At 57.7% G+C, this 22,269-nt stretch carries 24 protein-coding genes; 4 read left to right on the forward strand and 20 right to left on the reverse strand.

Going from position 1 to position 22,269, the window contains the following annotated elements:
• Window positions 1–18 precede the first annotated feature (18 nt).
• From rplI to rpsF, 3 genes are read right to left on the reverse strand one after another with little or no spacing between them, the layout of a single operon-like run.
• Window positions 19–465, reverse strand: a complete 447-nt coding sequence (gene rplI, locus GWQ27_RS08180; RefSeq protein WP_005313386.1) for a 50S ribosomal protein L9 — start codon at window positions 463–465, stop codon at window positions 19–21.
• 49 nt (window positions 466–514) lie between these two features.
• A complete protein-coding gene (gene rpsR, locus GWQ27_RS08185; RefSeq protein ID WP_005313392.1) occupies window positions 515–745 on the reverse strand; it encodes a 30S ribosomal protein S18 in 231 nt (76 codons plus the stop codon).
• A 30-nt stretch (window positions 746–775) separates the two neighbouring features.
• Window positions 776–1,165 (reverse strand): 30S ribosomal protein S6, encoded by a 390-nt coding sequence (gene rpsF / locus GWQ27_RS08190; protein ID WP_005313395.1) that lies wholly within the window; start codon window positions 1,163–1,165, stop codon window positions 776–778.
• 237 nt (window positions 1,166–1,402) lie between these two features.
• Here rpsF and GWQ27_RS08195 point away from each other — a divergent pair, with 237 nt between their 5' ends.
• Complete coding sequence (locus GWQ27_RS08195) at window positions 1,403–2,626, forward strand: Nramp family divalent metal transporter (protein ID WP_021138602.1); 1,224 nt, start codon at window positions 1,403–1,405, stop codon at window positions 2,624–2,626.
• Between the two features lie 107 nt (window positions 2,627–2,733).
• On the forward strand, window positions 2,734–3,582 hold the full coding sequence (locus GWQ27_RS08200; RefSeq protein WP_275907104.1) for a hypothetical protein: 849 nt from the start codon (window positions 2,734–2,736) through the stop codon (window positions 3,580–3,582).
• 45 nt (window positions 3,583–3,627) lie between these two features.
• On the opposite strand, the gene GWQ27_RS08205 is transcribed toward GWQ27_RS08200, so the two are convergent.
• The 6 genes from GWQ27_RS08205 to rnr form a co-directional block, all read right to left on the reverse strand.
• A complete protein-coding gene (locus GWQ27_RS08205; protein ID WP_275907105.1) occupies window positions 3,628–4,464 on the reverse strand; it encodes a DMT family transporter in 837 nt (278 codons plus the stop codon).
• A 133-nt stretch (window positions 4,465–4,597) separates the two neighbouring features.
• Complete coding sequence (locus tag GWQ27_RS08210; RefSeq protein WP_017411977.1) at window positions 4,598–5,458, reverse strand: DMT family transporter; 861 nt, start codon at window positions 5,456–5,458, stop codon at window positions 4,598–4,600.
• 217 nt (window positions 5,459–5,675) lie between these two features.
• On the reverse strand, window positions 5,676–6,125 hold the full coding sequence (locus GWQ27_RS08215; protein WP_275907106.1) for a GNAT family N-acetyltransferase: 450 nt from the start codon (window positions 6,123–6,125) through the stop codon (window positions 5,676–5,678).
• Window positions 6,126–6,180: 55 nt separating this feature from the next.
• A complete protein-coding gene (locus GWQ27_RS08220) occupies window positions 6,181–6,747 on the reverse strand; it encodes a Crp/Fnr family transcriptional regulator (protein ID WP_234578568.1) in 567 nt (188 codons plus the stop codon).
• 9 nt (window positions 6,748–6,756) lie between these two features.
• Window positions 6,757–7,506 carry a 23S rRNA (guanosine(2251)-2'-O)-methyltransferase RlmB gene (gene rlmB, locus GWQ27_RS08225; protein ID WP_005313416.1) on the reverse strand — a complete coding sequence of 250 codons (750 nt, stop codon included), beginning with the start codon at window positions 7,504–7,506 and terminating at the stop codon, window positions 6,757–6,759.
• Window positions 7,503–9,896 (reverse strand): ribonuclease R, encoded by a 2,394-nt coding sequence (rnr, locus tag GWQ27_RS08230; protein WP_021138596.1) that lies wholly within the window; start codon window positions 9,894–9,896, stop codon window positions 7,503–7,505. Before rnr ends, rlmB begins: the two co-directional genes overlap by 4 nt.
• 134 nt (window positions 9,897–10,030) lie before the next feature.
• On the opposite strand from rnr, the gene GWQ27_RS08235 reads away from it, so the two are divergent.
• On the forward strand, window positions 10,031–11,053 hold the full coding sequence (locus GWQ27_RS08235; RefSeq protein WP_201302785.1) for a GGDEF domain-containing protein: 1,023 nt from the start codon (window positions 10,031–10,033) through the stop codon (window positions 11,051–11,053).
• 61 nt (window positions 11,054–11,114) lie between these two features.
• On the opposite strand, the gene luxS is transcribed toward GWQ27_RS08235, so the two are convergent.
• From luxS to GWQ27_RS08255, 4 genes are all read right to left on the reverse strand, one after another.
• Window positions 11,115–11,624 carry an S-ribosylhomocysteine lyase gene (luxS, locus tag GWQ27_RS08240; protein WP_159165591.1) on the reverse strand — a complete coding sequence of 170 codons (510 nt, stop codon included), beginning with the start codon at window positions 11,622–11,624 and terminating at the stop codon, window positions 11,115–11,117.
• A gap of 18 nt (window positions 11,625–11,642) precedes the next feature.
• Window positions 11,643–12,236 (reverse strand): transglycosylase SLT domain-containing protein, encoded by a 594-nt coding sequence (locus tag GWQ27_RS08245; RefSeq protein ID WP_005313426.1) that lies wholly within the window; start codon window positions 12,234–12,236, stop codon window positions 11,643–11,645.
• Window positions 12,237–12,297: 61 nt separating this feature from the next.
• On the reverse strand, window positions 12,298–12,636 hold the full coding sequence (gene glnB, locus GWQ27_RS08250; RefSeq protein WP_005313429.1) for a nitrogen regulatory protein P-II: 339 nt from the start codon (window positions 12,634–12,636) through the stop codon (window positions 12,298–12,300).
• A 9-nt stretch (window positions 12,637–12,645) separates the two neighbouring features.
• On the reverse strand, window positions 12,646–14,268 hold the full coding sequence (locus GWQ27_RS08255) for an NAD+ synthase (protein WP_275907107.1): 1,623 nt from the start codon (window positions 14,266–14,268) through the stop codon (window positions 12,646–12,648).
• Window positions 14,269–14,414: 146 nt separating this feature from the next.
• On the opposite strand from GWQ27_RS08255, the gene tppE reads away from it, so the two are divergent.
• Entirely contained in the window at window positions 14,415–14,912 is a 498-nt protein-coding gene (gene tppE, locus GWQ27_RS08260) for a type IVa pilus pseudopilin TppE (RefSeq protein ID WP_219615122.1), read from the forward strand.
• A 3-nt stretch (window positions 14,913–14,915) separates the two neighbouring features.
• On the opposite strand, the gene tapY2 is transcribed toward tppE, so the two are convergent.
• From tapY2 to ispH, 7 genes are all read right to left on the reverse strand, one after another.
• Window positions 14,916–15,191: a type IVa secretion system protein TapY2 gene (gene tapY2, locus GWQ27_RS08265; RefSeq protein ID WP_275907108.1), complete on the reverse strand. Its 276-nt coding sequence runs from the start codon at window positions 15,189–15,191 to the stop codon at window positions 14,916–14,918.
• Window positions 15,188–18,799 carry a PilC/PilY family type IV pilus protein gene (locus GWQ27_RS08270; protein ID WP_219615120.1) on the reverse strand — a complete coding sequence of 1,204 codons (3,612 nt, stop codon included), beginning with the start codon at window positions 18,797–18,799 and terminating at the stop codon, window positions 15,188–15,190. The genes tapY2 and GWQ27_RS08270 overlap by 4 nt, the downstream gene beginning before the upstream one ends.
• Window positions 18,800–18,810: 11 nt before the next feature.
• Window positions 18,811–19,248 carry a type IVa pilus pseudopilin TppD gene (gene tppD / locus GWQ27_RS08275; protein ID WP_275907109.1) on the reverse strand — a complete coding sequence of 146 codons (438 nt, stop codon included), beginning with the start codon at window positions 19,246–19,248 and terminating at the stop codon, window positions 18,811–18,813.
• Window positions 19,245–20,231, reverse strand: a complete 987-nt coding sequence (tppC, locus tag GWQ27_RS08280; protein WP_275907110.1) for a type IVa pilus pseudopilin TppC — start codon at window positions 20,229–20,231, stop codon at window positions 19,245–19,247. Before tppC ends, tppD begins: the two co-directional genes overlap by 4 nt.
• Window positions 20,228–20,794, reverse strand: a complete 567-nt coding sequence (tppB, locus tag GWQ27_RS08285) for a type IVa pilus pseudopilin TppB (protein ID WP_219598364.1) — start codon at window positions 20,792–20,794, stop codon at window positions 20,228–20,230. Before tppB ends, tppC begins: the two co-directional genes overlap by 4 nt.
• 3 nt (window positions 20,795–20,797) lie before the next feature.
• On the reverse strand, window positions 20,798–21,205 hold the full coding sequence (gene tppA / locus GWQ27_RS08290; RefSeq protein ID WP_275907111.1) for a type IVa pilus pseudopilin TppA: 408 nt from the start codon (window positions 21,203–21,205) through the stop codon (window positions 20,798–20,800).
• A gap of 110 nt (window positions 21,206–21,315) precedes the next feature.
• Window positions 21,316–22,251, reverse strand: a complete 936-nt coding sequence (ispH, locus tag GWQ27_RS08295) for a 4-hydroxy-3-methylbut-2-enyl diphosphate reductase (RefSeq protein ID WP_275907112.1) — start codon at window positions 22,249–22,251, stop codon at window positions 21,316–21,318.
• Window positions 22,252–22,269: the final 18 nt, after the last annotated feature.

A 22,269-nucleotide genomic window follows, 5' to 3' on the forward strand; every position in this document is an offset into this window, starting at 1 on the left:
TGCAACAGCGAATCGCTATTACAGGGCAACAACCTGAACTTGTACGGTTGCTTTGACGTCAGCGTGCAGCTGAACAACAACTTCGTACTCGCCGGTGTTACGCAGAACGTTGCCCATGCGGACCTCGCTCTTGGCAACAGCAACGCCGGCAGCAGTGATGGCATCAGCCACGTCACGGGTACCGATGGAACCGAACAGCTTGCCTTCATCGCCAGCTTTGGAGGCGATAACAACAGCAGCCAGTTCACCCAGCTTGGCAGCGCGCTCTTCAGCGGCAGCTTTACCGGCAGCCAGTTTGGCTTCCAGTTCAGCACGGCGAGCATCGAAAGTCTCGATGTTGGCCTTGGTAGCCATAACGGCTTTGCCTTGCGGGATCAGATAGTTACGGGCGTAGCCAGCTTTAACAGCGACTTGATCACCCAGACCGCCCAGTTTGGCGATTTTGTCGAGCAGGATAACTTGCATTACCTTTCCTCTATGGAAGTTGAGTTAGGCTTAAGTGCCGGGCCGATTCTTACTTGTTGTGCAGATCGGTGTACGGCAGCAGAGCCAGGTAACGAGCACGCTTGATGGCGCGTGCCAGCTGACGCTGATACTTGGCGCGGGTACCGGTGATACGGCTCGGTACGATCTTGCCAGATTCAGTGACGTAGTTTTTCAGAGTAACGATATCTTTGTAGTCGATCTCGGTAACGTTCTCGGCAGTGAAGCGGCAGAACTTACGACGACGGAAATAACGTGCCATGGCCTTTATCCTCTATTCAGTGATCCAGAATTACTCTTCGGAAGACGCTGCTTCAACAGTATCTTCGCGGCGCTCGTCGTCACGACGGACGAAGCGCTCTTCCTTGGCCTTGGCCATCGGAGAAACTTCAGTCACGGCGTGCTTGGTGCGCATGATCATGTTGCGGATAACGGCATCGTTGAAGCGGAAGTTGGTTTCCAGTTCATCGATAACGGCTTGCTCTGCTTCCACGTTCATCAGAACGTAGTGAGCTTTGTGCAGCTTGTCGATCGGGTAAGCCAGTTGACGACGGCCCCAATCTTCCATGCGATGGATAGTACCACCCGCGGTGGTGATAGCACCGGTGTAACGCTCGATCATACCGGGTACTTGCTCGCTCTGGTCCGGATGAACCATGAAGACGATTTCGTAATGACGCATTTTAGCTCCTTACGGATTAATTCAGCCTCCGCCCAGGTGCAGCCAGACCTCGGAGGCAAGGAACGTATGGTGTGTTTAGACGCTGCTTTCTAGGGCGGCGTATTGTACGAAATCACATCCCTCACTGCAACTGGCCACCACAGATGTTTTTATCTATGGGTATGATACAAAACATCAATTGATAACAATTATCATTTAGATCTATTCTATCTCCATAATCTTATGGAGGGTGTTTCCATGCAACCCGCGCTGACCACGGCCATTCCGGCCCGCAAATTCAAGCTTACCCTGCTCGGGCCCGCCTTTATCGCCGCCATCGGCTATATAGACCCGGGCAACTTCGCCACCAATATCCAGGCAGGCTCCACCTTCGGTTATCAGCTGCTGTGGGTGGTGGTATGGGCCAATCTGATGGCTATGCTGGTGCAGACCCTCTCCGCCAAGCTCGGTATCGTTACCGGCAAGAATCTGGCTGAACACATACGCGACAGGCTGCCCAAACCGGCGGTCTGGGCCTACTGGGTACAGGCGGAGATCATCGCCATGGCGACCGATCTGGCCGAATTCATCGGCGCAGCGGTCGGCTTCAAGCTGCTGCTCGGCGTCACCCTGCTGGAAGGCGCCGGCATCACGGCCGTGGTGACCTGGGGCATTCTCATGCTACAGAGCCGCGGCCAGAAGCCACTTGAGTTCGTGGTTGGCGGCCTGTTGCTGTTCGTGGCGGCGGCCTATATCGTCGAGCTGGTATTCTCCCGCCCCCACCTGCCGAGCCTGCTGGAAGGGGCTCTCTTCCCCGGCCTGCCCAACAGCGATGCCGTCTACCTAGCCGCTGGCGTGCTTGGTGCAACAGTCATGCCTCACGTCATCTACCTGCACTCGGCGCTGACCCAGCACACCCAGGATCAGGGCACAGTGCCTCAGCGGCTTCACACCACACGGGTAGACGTAGCCATTGCCATGACCATAGCCGGCTTCGTCAACTTGGCCATGATGGCGATGGCGGCCGCCGCCTTTCACAGTTCTGGCAACCAGCAGGTGGCCGAACTCGAATCTGCCTACCAGACTCTCACTCCCTTGCTCGGGCAGGCCGCCGCCACCCTGTTCGGCCTGTCCCTGGTGGCCTCGGGCATCTCCTCCACAGTGGTCGGGACCCTGGCAGGACAAGTAGTAATGCAGGGTTTCGTGCGTTTCACCATACCGCTCTGGCTACGCCGTGCCATCACAATGGCTCCCGCCTTCGTGGTGATCGCCATGGGGCTCAATACCACCGAGATCCTGGTGCTGAGCCAGGTGGTGCTCAGTTTTGGTATAGCGCTGGCACTCATTCCGCTGCTGATCCTGACCGGCGATCGGGCGCTGATGGGAGAGTATCGCAACCATCCGGTGACTCAGGCTGTCGGTCGCCTTATCGTCGCACTGGTGATCGGCCTCAACGCCTACCTGCTGGTCGCCATGATCTAGCGCTCACGACCCGCTACTCAGGCCGGTTCATTAACCCAGGTTAATGAGCCGGCCTGCCCTTTGGCGTATGCTGCTCTCTTTTCATCTGCGATTAGCGGGAGCCATCCATGGAACATACCCGAGCCAGCTTCGTGCTGGGCCATCATCATGAACCGGCCAGCGTGGTCTTCTGCCAGAGCGGCGATACCAGCCTGCTGGTCACCGACCTTACCCCCTTTCATCCGCAAAGCCACCTCTGGCCCGATCAACCGGGGGATGTGGGCACGGTTTGCTGGGATGGCGGTGACGCCAGTGTAGGCCCCTGCCGGATGGGCGCCATCAGCCCGGAGGGCGAACTGTTCGTGGACAAGGATATACCGGTCAAGCGGGGCGCCGAAGGGTGGGCCTTCGTGGTGGTGCACCCCTTGGCAGGCCATCACACTCTGGCCGTAGGCTCCCGGGTTGAACTGAAGGTGGATGCCGCTGCCCGCCACTCCTTAAGCCTGGGTCACAGCGGCTGCCATCTGGCGGCGCTGGCCCTCAATCGGATGCTGACCCCCTACTGGCGCAAAGAGGTGAGCGAGCGCGATGCACTCGATCAGCCCGACTTTGACCGCCTCGCCATTCAGACCTCGCGAGTCGAGCCCATGGGCTCCCGGGAGCAGTACCGTATCGGCAAGAGTCTGCGCAAGAAGGGGGTCAATAATGACGCTTTGTTGGCGGAACTGGCGCAGATAGAGACCAGCGTAAACCAGCAGCTGGCAGACTGGCTGGCGGCCAATGGCGAGATCCGCCGCAGCTGGGCTGGCGAGGCCATCATAGACTCGCGCTACTGGCACTGCATGCTTGAAGGTAAAGAGGTGACCATTCCCTGCGGCGGCACCCATGTGGCCACACTGGCCGAACTGGGCAAGGTGCGGGTACAGCTCGCCCCCTGCGAGGAGGGCTTTACCCTGACGACTCTGGTCACCCCTTGAGTCAAACATCAGGCCGGGCGGCGCCCGGTCTGATGCAGCCAGGGATCAGGCAAAACGGATCAACAAGATACCGCAGAGGATCACCAAGGCGGCGCACAGTCGTACCCGCCCCAGTTTCTCCCCCAGCCAGCACCAGGAGAGCAGCACGGCAAACAGCACGCTGCTCTCGCGCAGCGCCGCCACCAGCCCGATGGGCGCCTGGGTCATGGCCCAGATGACGATGCCGTAGGCAAGCAGTGACAAAGCGCCGCCGAGCGCACCGGTACGCCACGCCGCAAGATCAAGCGCACGCCAGGCGGTGCGACTCTGCCAGCGCATCAGCAGTGGCATCATCAGCGCAGTCAGGGCAAACAGCCAGAGAGTGTAACGCAGCGGCTCACCGGCCGAGCGGGCACCCGCACCGTCCGAGAGGGTGTAGGCTGCAGTAAACAGCGCCGTGATCAGCACGGCGCTCAGGGCCCCAGACGCCAGTTTGATGCCGCCGCGCCAGGCCATCAGCAACACACCGCTCACCAGCACCAGGGCGCCTGCTACCGCCAGCACTCCCGGCACCTCCCCCAATAACAAGGCCCCGAACAGCAAAGTCACCAAGGGCGCACTGCCACGCGCCAGCGGGTAGATCTGGCCGAATTCCCCCAGCCGATAGGCCCGACCGAGAAACAGACAATAGCCACAATGCAGCAGGATGGAGAGCGCCAGCCAGGGGTATTCGGCAGGCACAGGCAGCCCGACCAGCGGCAAGAAAGGGGCGGCAAACAACCCGGAACAGAGGGAGACAAGAAGCACGCTGACACGCCCCTCGGCCTGGCGTTTGGCCAGCGCATTCCAGAGGGCGTGCAGGAGCGCGGCCAGCAAGATGGCCGCAAAGATGGTTGGCGTCATGACAGGGTTCCGATAATCACAAGCCGCCAAGCCTAACCGATTTCCTGTGCGGCAACCGAGACAGGCTTCATAAGCTGCCCATATGACAAACCGGCCATCCGCCGGTTTGTCATATGGAGTCAAGTTGACTGGGCTAGCGCAAACGCCGCTGCCAATGGATGGCCAGCAAGATGAAACTCACCCCGACCCAGAGGTTCCAGGCCGGGATCTCGCCAAACAGCCAGATCCCCATCAGTACCACGAACATCAGTCCTGAGTATTCGGTTGCCGCAATACGGTTGGCCTCCACCTGCCGATAGGCGTAGATGCAGCTGGCATGATAGAGCAGTTGCATCACGCCGCTGCCACCGATCAGTGCCAGCAGGTGCCAGTCCACAGGTTGCCATTGATTCACCGCCAACCCAGCCGTCAATGGCAGCGCCAGCAAGTTTGCCCAGAACAGGGTCGCCACCACAGAGATACCCGCTGGCAGCTTGCGGCCGGTGACATTGAACAGCGCCAGAGTGAAGGCGGTCACCAGCGCGCCCAGACCCGCCAGATGGAAATCTCCCGGCTTGAGCACGAACACGACACCAAGCAGCCCCATGCCCCCCAGCAGCCAGACCCGGGAGTTGATCTTCTCCTTGAGCAACCAGGCCGCCAGCGGCAATGTCAGCAAGGGTGAGACATAGAAGATGGCGTTGGCCGTGGCCAGCGGCAGCTGGGTCAGCGCCAGCATCATGCCGCCACCACCGAGCAGGCAGAGGTGACCACGCAGCAGGTGCCATTTCCAGGCACCCAGTCCCCAGGCCGCCCTCGGCACCCGCAGCATGAAGGGCAGCAGCACCAGCAGGGTCAGCAGCTGGCGCAGGAACATGTATTGGAAGGGGCTGAAACCGGGGCCGATCAGCTTGACCAACACATCGGAGAAGGCCTGGGCCAGATTGCCCAGTACCAGAGTGATGATGGCGAAGGTTTGCAGGTCCAGAGCGAACCGCTTGCGCAACAACTCCATCAGCGACAGCCACTCGAGTGACGAACGCAGATAAAATGGCTCAACGGCTTAATTGCTGAATCTTGTTTTGTATTAATGGGATAAAAAACCATTTTTAAACCTATCCATCAACGGTTGCCGATTAATCACTCAAAGGGTACCCAGTAATATGGCGTCGAGCACCCGTTTTCTTTACTACCTCAAGACATAATAATTTCATTGTTATGCTTTAAAGGTATTAAGACGAGGTCATGCCAATGTGGGGAATGTCATCTTCCAGATAGGGTTCGCCCACGGCGGTGAAGCCATGGCGACCATAAAAACCCTGCAGATGGGCCTGGGCTCCCAGATAGATGCCGACCCCAGGCCACAATTGTTTGCACTCCACCAACGCCTGCTGCATCAGTCGATGACCGAGACCGTCGCCTCTGGCCTCCGGCGATGTCACCACCCGTCCGATCACCACCTGGTGCGCCTTGGCCACATCAGGCGCCATCAGTCTGGCGTAGGCCACCAGCTCACCATCCTGCCAGCCGAGCAGGTGCAGCACGTCGGGACGCTTATCGACGCCATCTAGATCGAGGAAGACGCAAGTCTGCTCCACCACGAAAACGCGGGATCTCAGCACGAGCAATTCATAAAGCTCATTGACGTCGAGTTGTTCAAAAGATTTGAGGGACCAGTTCATGGGAACTCCTTGCTCATCGAGAAGGGCAGCATAGCCAGCCGCGCGGGCACAGGCATTAACCTTTGTTAAGATCCTTCAGCCGCTTGCGAATGCGGCTCAAGCTGATGGGGGTGATGCCCAGATAAGCGGCGATCTGATGATCCGGCACCCTGGCATCCAGCGCGGGGAAACATTGCAGGAAGTGTTGATAACGGGCCTGGGGGCTCTCGGTCAACAGCAGCAACTCTTTCTCTTCCTTGATACGCAACTGCACCGCCAGCAAGTGGTGATACCAGGCGGACCAGCAAGGGAGCTGACGCAAATCCCTCAGATTGAAGAGTTGCAGGCGGCATGGCTCCAGCGCCTCCACACTGTAGCGGGCGGGTTCACCACTGAGCAGATGGTGGAAGTCGATAAACTCGTCCCCCTCCCAATAGAACTCCTTGATGTACTCGCGGCCATCCGCCAGCACCACCTTGGCTCGCAGCAGCCCCTGCTCCACCTTGACCAGCAGATCGGGCTTGTCACCGGCATGCCAGAGGCAAGTGCGAGGGCTCAGGGTCAAAGGCCGGGCAAAAGAGAGGAGGCGCTCGGCCTCCTGCTCATTTGTGACCTGATCCCGACTGAACGGGGGTCTGTCCATCCCGTTCCCTTAAGCGCGACGCTGACGCACGGCTTCGAACAGACAGACACCGGTCGCCACCGAGACGTTGAGACTGGATACAGCCCCCGCCATCGGAATGCTGACCAGCTCGTCGCAGTGTTCGCGAGTCAGGCGACGCATGCCCTTGCCTTCGGCACCCATGACCAGCGCCATGGGGCCGGTCAGCTTGGCCTGATAGACATCGTGATCCGCCTCACCGGCAGTACCGACGATCCAGACTCCGCGATCCTTCAACTCCCGCAGACTGCGGGCCAGATTGGTGACTTGGATAAGCGGCACCACTTCGGCGGCGCCACAGGCAACCTTGCGCACCACCGAGGTCAGGCCGCTGGCCTTGTCACGCGGCACTATCACCGCATGGACCCCTGCCGCATCGGCACTGCGCAGGCAGGCGCCGAGGTTGTGCGGATCTGTCACCCCGTCCAGCACCAGCAGGAAGGGTTGAGCCTTTTGCTCGGCCAAGTTGTCCAGCAGGCTGGCCAAGTCGTGCTCGGCCAGCTTGGGCGCCTCTATCACCTTGGCCATGATGCCCTGGTGATTGTTGCCTTCCGCTTTGTCATCAAGGGTCTTGCGGTTCACGCTCTGCACCTTGAGGCCGAGAGATTCCATCTCGGCCAACAGGGGGTGCAGCCGGTCGTCATCCCGGCCCTTGAGGGCCCACACTTCGATGAAACGCTCCGGGGTGCGCTCAAGCAGCGCGGATACAGCGTGAATGCCGTAGATCAGTTCAGTACTCATTTAGTGCTCTTGGCCTTATCGTGAGCCTTTTTGCTCGGTCGTCTGTTGCTGGGCTTGGCACGGCCACCCTTGTCGGATTTGCCGATATTCTTGCCCTCTTTGCGTTTTTCGTGGCGCTGGGCGCTCTTGGCTTTCTCGCTCTTGATCTCGGCCTGCTTGCGCGCCATCTCTTTGGCGTTCTTGCCGGTGGCCTGGAGCGGCTCTTCCACCATCACGAAGTCGATCTTGCGATCGTCCAGGTTCACGCCCATCACCTTGACGCGTACCTTGTCACCCAGACGGTAGCGACGGCGGAAGTTCTCGCCGATCAGCTGCATGTGCAGGGGATCAAACTGGTAGTAGTCGTTGGTCAGGGTGCTGACGTGGACCAGACCGTCGATGTGGATTTCCGCCAGACGGACGAAGAAACCAAAGCCGGTGACGCTGGCGATGACGCCGTCAAACTCGTCACCCACGTGATCCAGCATGTACTCGCACTTGAGCCAGTCGGCCACGTCGCGGGTCGCATCGTCGGCACGGCGCTCGGTCATGGAGCAGTGCTCGCCCATGGGATCCACTTCTTCCAGCTGGTAGTGATAACCACCGCTCGGGGTCCACTTGTGGCGCAGGTTGGGCTGCTGCTCCTTGGCCGCCTGATACTTGATGGCACGGTGCAGGATAAGGTCGGGGTAACGACGGATCGGCGAGGTGAAGTGGGCATAGGACTTCAATGCCAGACCGAAGTGGCCGATATTGTCTGCCTGATAAACCGCCTGACGCATGGAGCGCAGCAGCATGGTGGAGAGCAGCTCGGCATCCGGGCGCCCTTCAAACTTGGCGGCCAGCTCGGCAAAATCTTTCGGCTCGGGCTCGAGGCCGCCCTTGAGCTCCAGACCCAGTTCGGCCAGGAAATCACGGAAACCGGTCAGGCGCTCTTCACCCGGACGGTCGTGCACCCGGAACAGGGCTGAGGCTTCGTTCTTCTCGATGTAACGGGCCGCAGCCACGTTCGCCTGGATCATGCACTCTTCGATGATCTTGTGGGCGTCGTTGCGCACCAGCGGCACTATCTGGTCGATCTTGCGCTGGGCGTTGAAGATGAAGCGGGTCTCTTCGCTCTCGAACTCCACCGCGCCACGCTGGTGACGGGCGTGCTTGAGCGCCTTGTAGAGGTTGTTGAGCTCTTCGATGTGGCCCACCAGCGGGTCATATTGCTGACGCAGCTTGGGATCCCCATCCAGAATGGCCGCGACCTTGCTGTAGGTCATGCGGGCATGGGAGTTCATCACGGCTTCGTAGAACTTGTAACCGGACATGCGACCGGCGGCGGAGATAGTCATCTCGCACACCATGCACAGACGGTCGACCTGCGGGTTCAGGGAACACAGACCGTTGGAGAGCACCTCCGGCAGCATGGGCACCACGAACTCGGGGAAATAGACGGAGTTGCCGCGCTGATACGCTTCGGCATCCAGTGCAGTGCCGGGCTTCACATAGGCAGAAACATCCGCAATGGCAACCCACAGACGCCAGCCGCCACCGCGCTTGGCTTCACAGAAGACGGCGTCATCGAAGTCGCGGGCATCTTCCCCATCGATAGTGACCAGCGGCAGGGCGCGCAGATCGATACGACCCTCTTTGGCCTTTTCCGGCACCTGTTCGCCGAGACCGGCAACCTCTTTGGTCACCTCTTCCGGCCAGGTATGCGGGATACCGTGAGTACGCAGGGCGATTTCAATCTCCATGCCCGGCGCCATGTTCTCGCCCAGCACGTCCAGCACGGTACCGACCGCGTTGATGCGGGAGTTGGCGCGCTGGTTGATGCGCACCACCACGACCTGGCTCTGGCGAGCTCCCTTGTTTTCCCCTTCCGGGATTATGATGTCCTGGCCGATACGGCTGTCATCCGGCACCACGAAACCCACGCCATTTTCGACGAAGTAACGGCCGACGATATCCGCTTCACGAGACTTGAGCAGACGTACCAGTCGCGCTTCCTGACGACCTTTGCGATCGATCTCGGTCGGTTGCACCAGCGCATAGTCGCCATGCATCAGGCGCTGCATCTCGCGGTTGTTCAAATAAAGATCCGGTCCACCACCTTCCGGGCGCAGAAAACCGAAACCATCTTTGTGGCCGAGTACATACCCTTTTACCAGATTCAGACGATCCGGCAGGGCGTAACATTGGTTGCGAGTGAATACCAGTTGCCCATCGCGCTCCATGGCGCGCAGACGACGGCGCAAGGCTTCCAACGGCTCTTCGTCGGTCAGCTTGAGGGCCTTGGCCAACTCCTCACGGGTCATGGGTTTTTCATGACCCTTGATGAGCTCCAGCAGCATCTCGCGACTGGCGATGGGGTTTTCGTATTTTTCGGCCTCGCGTTGGAGGAAAGGATCTTTTTGAGACATAAGCAGGCCTTAGGGTAGGTAGTAACGCAGACATTATATCGAAGGGGGGAGCTAATGGCATCCATCGACTGCCTTTTGGCCAATCTCTCTGTCATACTATGCAAAGTTTGCAGGCATGATGAGACACGGAACTCATGAGCAAGGACTCGTTCGCGCAATCCGCCGCCTATCTTAAGCAGGCGGTTCCACTGATGATCAAGTATCAAATTCCCACGACGCCGGATAACTATACCCTTTGGTATAACTACGTGTCGGCCAGCATGCCAGAGCTCAATCAGGCCATCGATCAGGCGATCAAGCTGCAGGGCACCTGCTCACTCACCACCTGCGAGCGGCTCTATCATCAGCACCTCGCCGCCCAGGATGAGCAACAGATGGAGGCCATGAAACTCAGTCTGGCCGCCATGGCCAACGAGCTCGGCCACACCATGCAAGACGCCATTTCCGACACCGGCATGTTTCAGGAGATGCTCGACAAGAGCTTCGATCGACTGAGTCTCATCGACGATGAAGGGCTTAGCCTTGACGACACCATGGGCATCTTGCGGGATCTGGTACGCGAATCGCGAGATGTGCGCATGTCGACCATGCACTTTCGCAATCAGCTCAGCAATGCAGAGAAAGAGATCAAAGAGCTACGTGAGGCACTGAACGAAACCCGCAAGCTGGCCAACGAGGATGCCCTCACCTCCCTGCTCAATCGCCGCGCCTTCGATCTGGAGATCGATGGCTTGATCCGCAGCAAGCAGCCCTTCTCCCTCATTCTGTCGGACATCGACCGCTTCAAGAATTTCAACGATGAATATGGTCACCTGCTTGGGGATCAGGTACTGCGTGCCTTCAGCAAGCGGCTGCGGGAAACGTGCAAGGAGGGCGTCACCGCCTATCGGCTCGGTGGTGAGGAGTTCGCCCTGCTGGTGCCCATGCGCAACCTGGCCCTGAGCCGCCAGATGGCCGAGAGTCTGCGCCGTGCCATAGAGAAGATGTCCATCCTGGATCGCAAGTCCGGCCGCCGCATCGACCACATCACAGCCTCGTTCGGAGTGGGTGAGTACAATGGTCAGGAAACAGGCGATGCGCTGGTCGAGCGCACCGACAAACTGCTCTACAAGGCAAAAGAGCTGGGTCGCAACCGGGTCATGCCCTTGCCGTCCTGAATCCTCCAGACAACAAAAGGCCGGTCAATGACCGGCCTTTTTCATTTTTGCCATGCACAACCTAGAGGCTTTTCAGCTTCTCTTCCGGCAGTGCCAGCTCGTCGTTGTGGTTGACGCCGATACCACGCGCCAGCACGTTACGAGCGATCTCATGGGCTTCCTCCAGCGAATGCATGCTGAAGGTGCCGCACTGATATTCGTTCAGCTCCGGGATCTTGGCCTGCTCCTGCACGGCCAACACATCGCTCATGGCAGCCTGCCAGGCGGCGCCCACACGGGCTTCGTCCGGTGCGCCAATCAGGCTCATGTAGAAACCGGTACGGCACCCCATGGGGGAGATGTCGATGATCTCCACACCATTGCCGTTCAGGTGATCACGCATGAAACCGGCAAAGAGGTGCTCGAGGGTGTGAATGCCGCGTTCGGAGAGGATCTCCTGGTTCGGCACACAGAAACGCAGATCGAACACGGTTATGGTGTCCTTGCTCGGGGTCTGCATAGTCTTGGCCACGCGCACTGCAGGCGCTTCCATACGTGTGTGGTCAACGGTAAAACTGTCCAATAACGGCATTTCTGACTCCTGATTTGGTTACCAGAACCAGCCCCCGCTGGAGAGCTGATCCTTGCATTGTCGATACTGGGCGCCGTAGCGCTGGGCACGCGCCTCTACCTTGCGGGAGGTCTTCATCAGCCACCCCTTGCTGCGGTAGCTGCCACGCCGGTAGCCACCCCACCCTTCGTGATAGTTGAGATACTGGCCATAGGCATCCCACTTGGAAGTGCCATTCAGCCGCTGGGCCTTGTTAGTGTACCAGCCCATGAAATCGATGGCGTCGGCAAAGTCGTCGCGGCTGCTCCAGCTGTTGCCGGTTTCCCGTTGGTAATCGTCCCAGGTCTCATCTTTCACCTGGGCATAACCATAGGCGGAGCTGGCTCGCCCGGTCGGAATGAAGAGGAAGTAGCCCATTGGCGGCTGGGCATCGTGTACGAAGGAGGACTCCTGATACATCATGGCCATCACCACCTGAACAGGTGTACCCCACTTTTCGTTCATCTTGAGCGCCGCCTTGTGCCAGTCGGGCTTTTCCCGAAAGATCTGGCATAGATTTTCCGGCTGGGCCGGCGGGCGGGTACTGCAGGCGGTCAGACCAATCAGCAGGCCCGCCGCCACGAAGAGGCGCATCCATGACATCTGAAGGTTTGTCTCTTCGTTCTCCTGGTCGATACGAGGCACATCCATCACATCAAATCGCGTCTTCGTTCTCTTCGCCGGTACGGATACGAATGACACGCTCCACCTCGCAAACGAAGATCTTGCCGTCACCAATCTTGCCGGTACGGGCCGTGTTCTGGATGGCTTCGATGCAGGCATCCAGATCCTCATCCTGCACCACCAGCTCCACCTTCACCTTCGGCAGGAAATCCACCATGTACTCGGCGCCGCGATAGAGCTCGGTATGCCCCTTCTGACGGCCGAAGCCTTTGACTTCGGATACCGTCATGCCGTTGATGCCGATCTCGGCCAGGGCCTCGCGCACATCGTCCAGCTTGAACGGTTTGATGATGGCTTCAATCTTCTTCATGGTGACTCCTTACCAGTTCTGTTTGCCGAACCCGGATGTGATGGGGTAACGACGATCCTTACCAAAGTTGCGGGCCGTGATTCGGGGCCCGACGGCAGCCTGACGGCGTTTGTACTCGTTGAGATCCACCAACCGGATCACCTTGCGCACCACTCCCTCTTCAAATCCTTCTGCCACCATGTCGGCGACAGAGGCATCCTCTTCCACATAGCGCTTGAGGATGGCATCCAGGATGTCGTAAGGGGGCAGGCTGTCCTGATCCACCTGATCCGGCGCCAATTCTGCCGAAGGAGGACGGTCGATGACCCGCTGCGGGATCACATAATCGACTGAATTGCGATATTCGCACAGCTTGAAGACCAGGGTCTTGGGTACGTCTTTGAGCACATCAAAACCGCCAGCCATGTCACCATACAGGGTGGCATAGCCCACGGCCATCTCGCTCTTGTTGCCCGTGGTCAGCACTATGCGGCGACGCTTGTTTGAGAGCGCCATCAAAAGTACCCCACGGCAGCGTGCCTGCAGGTTCTCTTCTGTCGTATCGCGAGCCGTGCCGGCAAACAGCGGTGCCAGCTGGGTCATAAAGCCTTCAAACATGGGCTCGATGGAGATGATGTCAAACTCGACCCCCATCCGCTCGGCCTGCTCCTTGGCATCCTCCACGCTCATCTGGGCGGTGTAACGGAACGGCATCATCACCGCCTGCACCTTGTCAGCCCCGATGGCGTCAGCAGCGATTGCCAGGGTCAGAGCTGAGTCGATACCACCGGAGAGACCCAATACGGCGCCCTGGAAGCCGTTTTTGGTGATGTAGTCGCGCACCGCCAGCACCAGCGCCTGATAGGTCTCGGCCAATGGCTCGAGCGGGGCGGCCGGTTCACACTCTTTCACCGGTTGACCATCGGCAAAGCGCACCAGGGCCAGCTCTTCGGCAAAAGGGGCCAGCTTGTGGGTCAGCTCACCCTGGCTGTTGAACACCTTGGAACAGCCATCGAAAATCAGTTCGTCCTGGCCGCACACCTGATTGAGGTAGACCAGCGGCAAACCGGTCTGGCTGCAACGCTCCGTCATCAGTTCACGACGGATCCAGGGTTTCTCCTGATCGTAGGGCGAGGCGTTGATGGTGAGCAGCAACTCGGCCCCTGCCGCCTTGGCGGCCAGCACCGGGCCCGGTTGCCACAGATCTTCGCAAATGAGCAGCCCCAGCTTATGACCACGGAACGGCACCACGCAGGTATCCGTGCCCGCGGTGAAATAGCGCTTCTCGTCAAATACGCCGTAGTTGGGCAGATCTTGCTTGAAGTAGCGTGCGACCAGCTTGCCCTGCTCATAGAGGGAAGCGGCGTTATAGAGCGCCGCCCCTTCACGCCAGGGATGCCCCACCAGAATGGCGCAGCTGCCCTGCCAGTTCGCGATGCGAGCCAGCGCAGCGTCGACCCGGATCATCAGGTCGCTGCGCAGCAACAGGTCTTCCGGCGGATAGCCGGTCAAGGCCAGCTCGGAGCACACCAGCAGGTCGGCGCCTTGTTGCTCGGCCTGAGCGGCCGCAGCCAGCACCTTGTCACAGTTATCTTCGATGGCGCCTACCGTCAGATTCAACTGGGCAAGCATCAGAGAGAGGGCTTTTGCCATGGCGATACATCTTAAAATCGAAAATGATGGGGAATGATAAAGAAAAGGGGGGCAATCTGCCAGTTCAAGACGGGTGTTAGCATGTGACAGCAACCACAGGGAGGGATAAGCTGTAAACAGTCACGGAACGACAGGCCCAAGTTCATATGAAACAAGCCGGATTTACCTTGCTGGAGCTGATGATTGCGATTGCCCTGGCCGTCATTCTGCTCGGCATAGGCATTCCTTCCCTCGGCAACCTGCTTCAAGATAACCGCGCCAATTATGAAAGTGAGCGCCTCATGAAACATCTGCGTTTTGCTCGCAATCAGGCGATAAGCGATCAACAGACCGTGACAGCATGCCTGGTCAACACCGGCAATCAATGTGTCACAAACAGTCCAAGCCAATTGCTGGTGTTCACTGACAGCAACAGCAACGCCAGACTTGATAATGGTGAAACCGAGCTATCCAGAACCCCCGTGTTTTCAGCCGATACCACACTCAGTTCGACAAGAACCCGCGTCTTGTTCGCCACTGATGGCACCAGCCTTGGGACAAATATGACCATTTCAATATGCGTCAGCGGGGAACCGACCATTAACCTCGTCATTGCCGCATCAGGGCGCAGCAGCAAAACGGATACCGCCGTCATCTGCCCCTAGCCATTATCTGGGCTGTGACGCCTCCTGCGCTCTGGCTGCCTCCTGGCTGAATGGCTGTTCTGTTGGCTGGCACTCCACTACCCTTCTGACCATTAAAAGCTGCCCATCCATTTCAAATCCTTTCTTTTTAAAGGCGATTTCAGCCCTCTGGCTATCCGTTATCGTCCCCTGAATAACGACATAGATACCATTCTCCAGCTCGACATAGCATTTTCTATCCACTCCAGCATGAACACCGGCTGCGCTCAACAAGGCCATCAGCCACAGGATCCTTTTCATTGGGGCTCATCCTCATACAGGTATATTTTCTTGGGCGTCATATCCATTTCAGCCTCATCCGCCCCCTCCGAACACTCGCCCTCTCCGGTACAGCGCTCAGGCACACCCTCGCCCTCGTCTTTGAGAATGACCTCTTCACCCGGTGCGCCACCAATAATCCGGATCTTCGAATCGTCACCCGCATGGATCACCAGATCGTCGGCCACCTTGTTGTTTACCTCCACATAGCGCTGAGGGGTTTCGTTACCATCCTGGTCCACCACGTATTTGAAAGACGTACCGTAATGCATGTCGACCATATACTGCCGCATGGCACCAATGGACTGGATAGTACACTCCTCGAATGACTGGACCTGCGGCAAGAAAGAAGTGAAATAGAGCTTGCCTTGCAGCACGACCCCTGCCCCCATGGACTTCTCTCCTGACTCCGCCAGCCAATACTTCCAACCCGATTTACTGGTGATGGCCGCTCTCAGGCTGAGCAGGTCATTGGTCGCCGTAACACCGGCCAGAGGATCCACCGATACATCATACAAGTCCGTCATCGTGATGGGAGCAGGAGCCCCGGTGTTGTAATTCTTGGCAACAACCCCGTAGTCACGCAGCATAAAATAGGCGTTTTGCACTGTAGACTCGGACGATGGACGGTTTCGATCACCAGAACCAATCAGCACGGCATCGAATGGCCTCTCCTTGAACGAGAAATAGTCTTCGCCACTGATCACCGTCTTGGTCACTTGCTTGTTAATGGTCCTCACCACCACCGGCTGGGTAAAGAAGCGGCGGTCATTCGCCTGCACATCGTCAGACCCCAGGCTGGCGAACTTGAAAACGCTCCAGGCGCTGGTGCTGGTTGAGGGCATATCCAAACGCCAGATATTACCGCCCGTATCCCCGGCATAAATCCGGTCGGTTCTCCCGTCACCGTCACTGTCGAGTGTGGAAACCGGCCCCGGCATACTGTCGACCATTCCAGTCACCTCCTTGTTGGTACTGGAGCCCGTTCCCGGTGTTGCACTGAATACCAGTGCACCACTATCGGCATCGACCATGTAGAGCCCCATCCCCTTGCTGTCGGAGCTACCGATCCCGACCTTGCTCTTGTTGGCGTCGTAACCACCGGAAAACACCATCACCAGTCGCTTGTTACTCGGGGAGGCATCCCAAGGAACATAGGCTACCTCCGGCACTGACCAGGTTTCGCCGAGCAACGAGAAGCCAGTTGTCTGACTATTGATCACCCACTTCAAGCTGGGCGCATCAGGATTGGTGATATCGAGTGCATAGTAACTACTGCCGCCAGCACGCAAACCGAAGAACAGCCAGACAAAGTCCCCCTCTGATGCCTTGAGGACACCATTGCTATTGGCATCCTTGATCAGCGCCACCGGAGAAGCATCAACGCCGTAGAGATGATCCGCAGACTCGGCATTGAGACGCAGAGCCTCCTGTTTGGGCAGCAGCTCGTAGGGGATCATGGCCCAGCTCTCATCAACCGTACTGCCGAGGTCCTTGAACATGTGCAGGAAACCGGCATTGGTTCCCATCAGGATGCGCAAGTCAGGCGTACAGGTGCTCTGGCCTGAAGGAATGGTACAACCATAGTTGACCACCAATGGACGGGAGTGCAACGGGTCCCCCACTATGTATGGGCGGATGGTGGTACTGTCATCATAATCCTCATCATCCACGTCGACCCCTTTGGTCCAGTCGATCTGGCCGTCGAGTTCGGTGGAACTGGCCAGCTGCATGTAACTGGCAAGGTTGTCGGCAGAGCCGGCAATCGACACAAGATTGGCTTTGTTAAAAGTGTCCAATCGCTTGGGTGATGCAACTGAATTGATCACATAAAGGTTGCGATTGGTCTTCTCGGCCAACATGGCCTGCACGCCGCCCTTGGCAACCGAATTACCATCCCGCTCCGATGACCAGTAGGTCTGAGCCTGCTCCAAAATGGAACCATCCGCCTTGATGGCGGGCAGGCCGTTAACATCCGCCACATACCCATCGCCAGACAGAGTCAGCTTCTTCAAGTTGCCCTTCCAGCGCGGCCCGGTATCTGGCTCGAACATGGCGTAATAGATATTGTTGAGACTGCGAGTCCGGTCAAAATTGTTGGTGGTGATCGCCGGAGACACCAGAGAGGTGTTTATCCGCAAAATGGCCAGCAGGGAAGACCGCAACGCCTGCGTGAGCGCTTCAGCGCTGACCGCCGGGTAGTATTGACCGCCTCCACGCCTCGCCGTCTCTGCCAGCAGATTGCCTGCCCCGGAGATGGCTTCATCACCAAATCCCACGGTAAACGTGGTCACAGTCTGCTTGCCGGGCGATGAAGTGTTCACATCCTTGTTCTTCATGTAACCGGCCATCGCTGCTAGATAGCTCTTGGAGGTGCCAGAACCATATCCCACTGTCGAGCCGTAGGCAGCCCGTTCATCTGCGCTTAGCGAGTCCGTCAACGCCTTTACTGCGCTGTCAGCAGCCGTATCGCTGGTTGGTGCACCATCGGTAACATAGATGACATAGCCGTTATTTGAACATTTGTCATAAGGCGAGGTGTAAGTACCTTCAGGATCTTCGGCGAGCTTGTCCCGCGTCCCGCCTTGTTTGCCATAGAGTACGGGTTGCCCCCCGTAGAAACGGTAGGCTTCATAGAGGGTTTCACACAGTGGCGTATTGGTCGTGGCAGACAGGCCCTCCACTGTATTGAGCAAGTTCTGCTCGGCTGTGATGGTGCCGACCATATCGTCATTGCTGAGGATGCGACGCACCACTCTGCCGCCATTGGTACTGGTACTGTTGTTGGTATTGAAAATGGCCAAACCGAAATCAACCCCGGGAGTGGAGGAGATCACAGACTTGACCGCATCCTTGGCGATGCGCAGACGTGACTCGACGGCGTACCCCGTCGGCCCGTAATACCAGCGGATATAGTTGGCCGTGTAGAGGGTTACACTGGTGTTGCTACCCGATGTGGCGTCATTCGCGTTACCGGTGTAGTACCATTCACCACGAGTGTTGCTGGTTTTGTCGACCGGATAACCGTCACTGACCGACCCCACCTCCAGCGTCCCGCTGAAAGGATTGGCTGGATTGCGGTTCTGAATATCCTGCTTGCAGTCGACGATGGTGATGTCATCTTCGTTCTCGCCAGAGATGGTCTCCCAATCCCCCTGACGAGGCACCCCATTGCGATAGCTTGAATAGACATAGGTCCAGACTTGGGACTGAAAGTAACCTACAGTGCCAAGAGGGGTCTTGGATGAAGCGCAAGCATTGATACTGTCGCGAAAGCGTCGATTGCTGTTGATGGCTGGCACCGAACCGTCGGTCGAGTAATAGACATAATTACGCGAGTTGCCGGTATCCGGATCCCGGTTCAACGATGGATAGACAGTGGCAGGATTGTACTTCTCTCGCTCCAGCTCCATGGTTTCCGCCATACTGCCGGAGTTGTCGAAGATGATCAGCACCTTGGGCCGATAATCCCCCGCTTTCGAGAAGTCATAGATAAACAACTCGGTATCATCCGAGTAGGCATCACTGGCGACAGCAGGCACACTCAGTGCGCACAGGGCCATCAACCACAGTTTTTCATGATGTAACATCGCTGCCGCTCCTATTCAGCCTTCTTTAACAATGGCTGTTCGACCCCAACAGTCCAGGTCATGGGACGTCCCTGTTTCCCGTACGCCTGGCTTGCCTCGAGCTCCACATAACGGCAGGCGGGTATGACGTTCTTGCTGGTTGCGTCAAAGCGTCGCTTGCACACGGTTTCACTTCTATATTGCATGATGGCATTACCCATGGAGCCGCTCACTGTTGACGTCGCAGTCGAAACAGAAGGCATCTGAGCAATCTGGGTGGCGAGCCCTGTTTGCTGCATGGCGCCACCTATGATGCCCTCCACCCTGTGCTCGGCCTGCTGTAACGCTGCCGCCGCCCCACTGGCACGCAGATCCATGCCCCCAGATTGCATCAACACCACGGCGATCAGTGTCAAAGGAGCCAGGATCACCAGCGCAACTATCAATGCCACGCCACGTGAATGCCTCACTGCCCACCTCCCGCCATCATCATGGGATTGCGCAGCACCACAGTGCTTTCTAGAAGCAGGCGGCGAAATCCATCCCCATTTCCGGCCACGCTGACATTACCCAGTTGATAGACATTGTTATTGGTGTAGCGGCTGGATGCCTGCAGCGAGCGCACCAGCAAAAACACACGGACGGCTATCACCCGCCCTTCACCCCACTCTTGCGAGGTGACTGCATCTATGGCAGAAAGCTTGTCGATACGACCATCCGGCACATTGCTGGTGTCGACCCCGAACAGCAGCACCATGCGCTCAATACCATCCACCAAGGCCCCTGATATCAACCAGGAACCACCATCAGCAGTGAGCATTCGCTTGCGCAGTTCAAAACCACCGCTGCCGTTAGGAGAGAGATAATAGACATGGTGCTGGTACTCCCAAATCTGGCGCATCGGCATGGTTGTCTCGGAGGGAGCTGTCTCATTACCTCTGAATAAATGAGCCAGTTGAGTATTGGTAGCCATATAGAAGCGATTGGCATCCAACCCTCCCGTCACCGGATTGCCAATCAGGCGCTTGATGCTGATGACGTCCGTGTTGGCCACGCGAGTAGGGGACGAAATACAGGCAAAACCGCTCATGGTGCCTGCCGTGCTGATATGGGCAACCCAGAGTGGGCGCACCGGGAAGAGGCTGGAGGGAAGGCTCCCTTCATTTCGCTCATCCAGACAATCATTTGCCACGGTAGCCCCGGAAGACAAGGTCAGCTCATCGCCCACAGTCAAAGCCCCCCCCGTGAAATCCCCCCAGAATCCGGCCCAGCGTAAATCCTGGGTGATGAGACGCATGGCAATGCGGCCGTTCTCGAGCAGCTCGCTCTGATCAAAGGACTCATTGGTAGTAGAGCGGGAGGCAACAAAAACAGCCAACACGCCACCCAGCAAAAAGACGCCGATGACCATGGCGATAAGCCATTCAACCAAAGTAAAACCACGACTGTTCACAAGGTGGTCGTCAGAACAAACTGACGCCTCGTCAAATCCAGACCAGCAATTCCGCAAGAAGCGGTAATGGCGGGGTCAACAGCACCGGCAGCCGCACCATCATGGGACGATTCGCGACCCGCCCAGAAGATGGAGACGGTCAACGCATTGTTTGCACCTTTGATAATGCAGCCAGTGGGATTGCGCAGGGTCGTTCCAGCCCCGGATGCCGCACTACCCAGTAGCGACTGTCGCCAGAAATAAAGGTCAAGCGCCAGCAAATCGGCATTGCTGCAACCGCTCATGGTGCCATTCTCATTGGCACAAGATGGCAAGGATGAGGTGCCGCCACTGACAATCCAGGTATTGCTGGCCTGAAGCTCCCATGCCCCACGGTTTACCTTGAGACGCTCAACCATATCATTGGCCAGCCAACTGGCAATGGTTCTCTGTCTTGCCTCATAACTGGAAAACTTTGCTTGTACCTGCATGGCAACCAGCCCCAGCAGACCAAACGAAAGCACTACCGCCGCTATCATTACTTCCAGCAGACTGAATCCAGCCAGGCAAGTTAGCCGTCTCATCACTCAATCCCAACAATCGTTGTTGGTACTGTCGCTGCTATCCAGAGCGCTTCTCGTACCATTTTGATCGATTGAAAACACCACGCAGTCACTATCAGCCCCTTGCGCACCGGATGCTGTTGCTGACAACAGGAAAGAGTTGCCAGCGGCAGACAAAACCAGACGATAGTGGCCAGCATCCGAGCTTTCAGAAAGATTGAGGTCTGCAGCCGAGGAGGTGTATTGATTAAAATCCATGAAGTAGGTTTCCTGCCGGTTGGCAGCGTCCAACAGCATCTTTTTGGCATCGACACGGTGGCTGGTCAGCAGGTACTGCTGATAAGAGGGGTAAGCGATGGTGCCAAGGATCGCCACAATGGCGACGACAATCATCAACTCAACAAGAGAAAAGCCTCGAAAGAACCCAATCATATCCCATCCTTGGTGATTGACCGCGTTATAAGTTTAACGCCGAGCCTGTCACCACGACAAACTCGGCGTCAATATCATCATACTTTATTCTTAAGCCTTCCTGGCTGCATTCAAATAATTCTAAGCTCCGGCGGCACTTCAAACACCACGTTCTCTTCACGACCCGGGTGCTCGACGACCATATTGCCACCCAGCTCGCGCAAGCGGGCGATGACGTTCTGCACCAGCACGTCCGGTGCGGAGGCTCCCGCAGTGACGCCGATCGCCTTGACTCCCTCCAACCAGCCGGTTTCGATCATGGAAGCATCGTCGATAAGATAGGCTGTGCTACCCACCTTCTCGGCCAGCTCGCGCAGACGGTTGGAGTTGGAAGAGTTACGTGACCCGACCACCAGCATGACGTCTACCAGTCCCGCCATCTCCCGCACCGCATCCTGGCGGTTCTGGGTGGCGTAGCAGATGTCGTCCTTGCGTGGCCCCTGGATCTTGGGGAACTGCTTGCGCAGGGCGTCGATCACATCCGAGGTCTCATCGACACTCAGGGTGGTCTGGGTGACGAAGCAGAGATCATCCGGATTCTTCACCTTGAGCCTGGCAACATCGTCTGGCGTCTCCACCAGATACATGCCACCTTCGCGGTTTTCGTACTGGCCCATGGTACCGATCACCTCGGGGTGACCCGCGTGCCCAATGAGCACGGCTTCGGAGCCCTTGCGGCTGGCACGATGGACTTCCATGTGTACCTTGGTCACCAGCGGACAGGTGGCATCGAACACCTTGAGAGCACGGGACTTGGCCATTTCGCGCACCGTTTTGGCCACGCCGTGAGCGGAGAAGATGACGATACTGTCGTCCGGCACCTCGTCCAGCTCCTCAACGAACACGGCCCCCGCCTCTTTCAGCTTGTTCACCACATAACGGTTGTGCACCACTTCATGGCGGACATAGATGGGTGCACCGAACTTCTCAAGCGCGCTCTCGACAATGCTGATGGCGCGATCAACACCGGCACAAAAGCCACGAGGATTAGCCAGCAGTATATCCATCAGTACACCTCACTCATG

Origin of the sequence: Aeromonas sp. 5HA1 (genome assembly GCF_029237245.1) — a bacterium.
GTDB lineage: Bacteria > Pseudomonadota > Gammaproteobacteria > Enterobacterales > Aeromonadaceae > Aeromonas > Aeromonas salmonicida.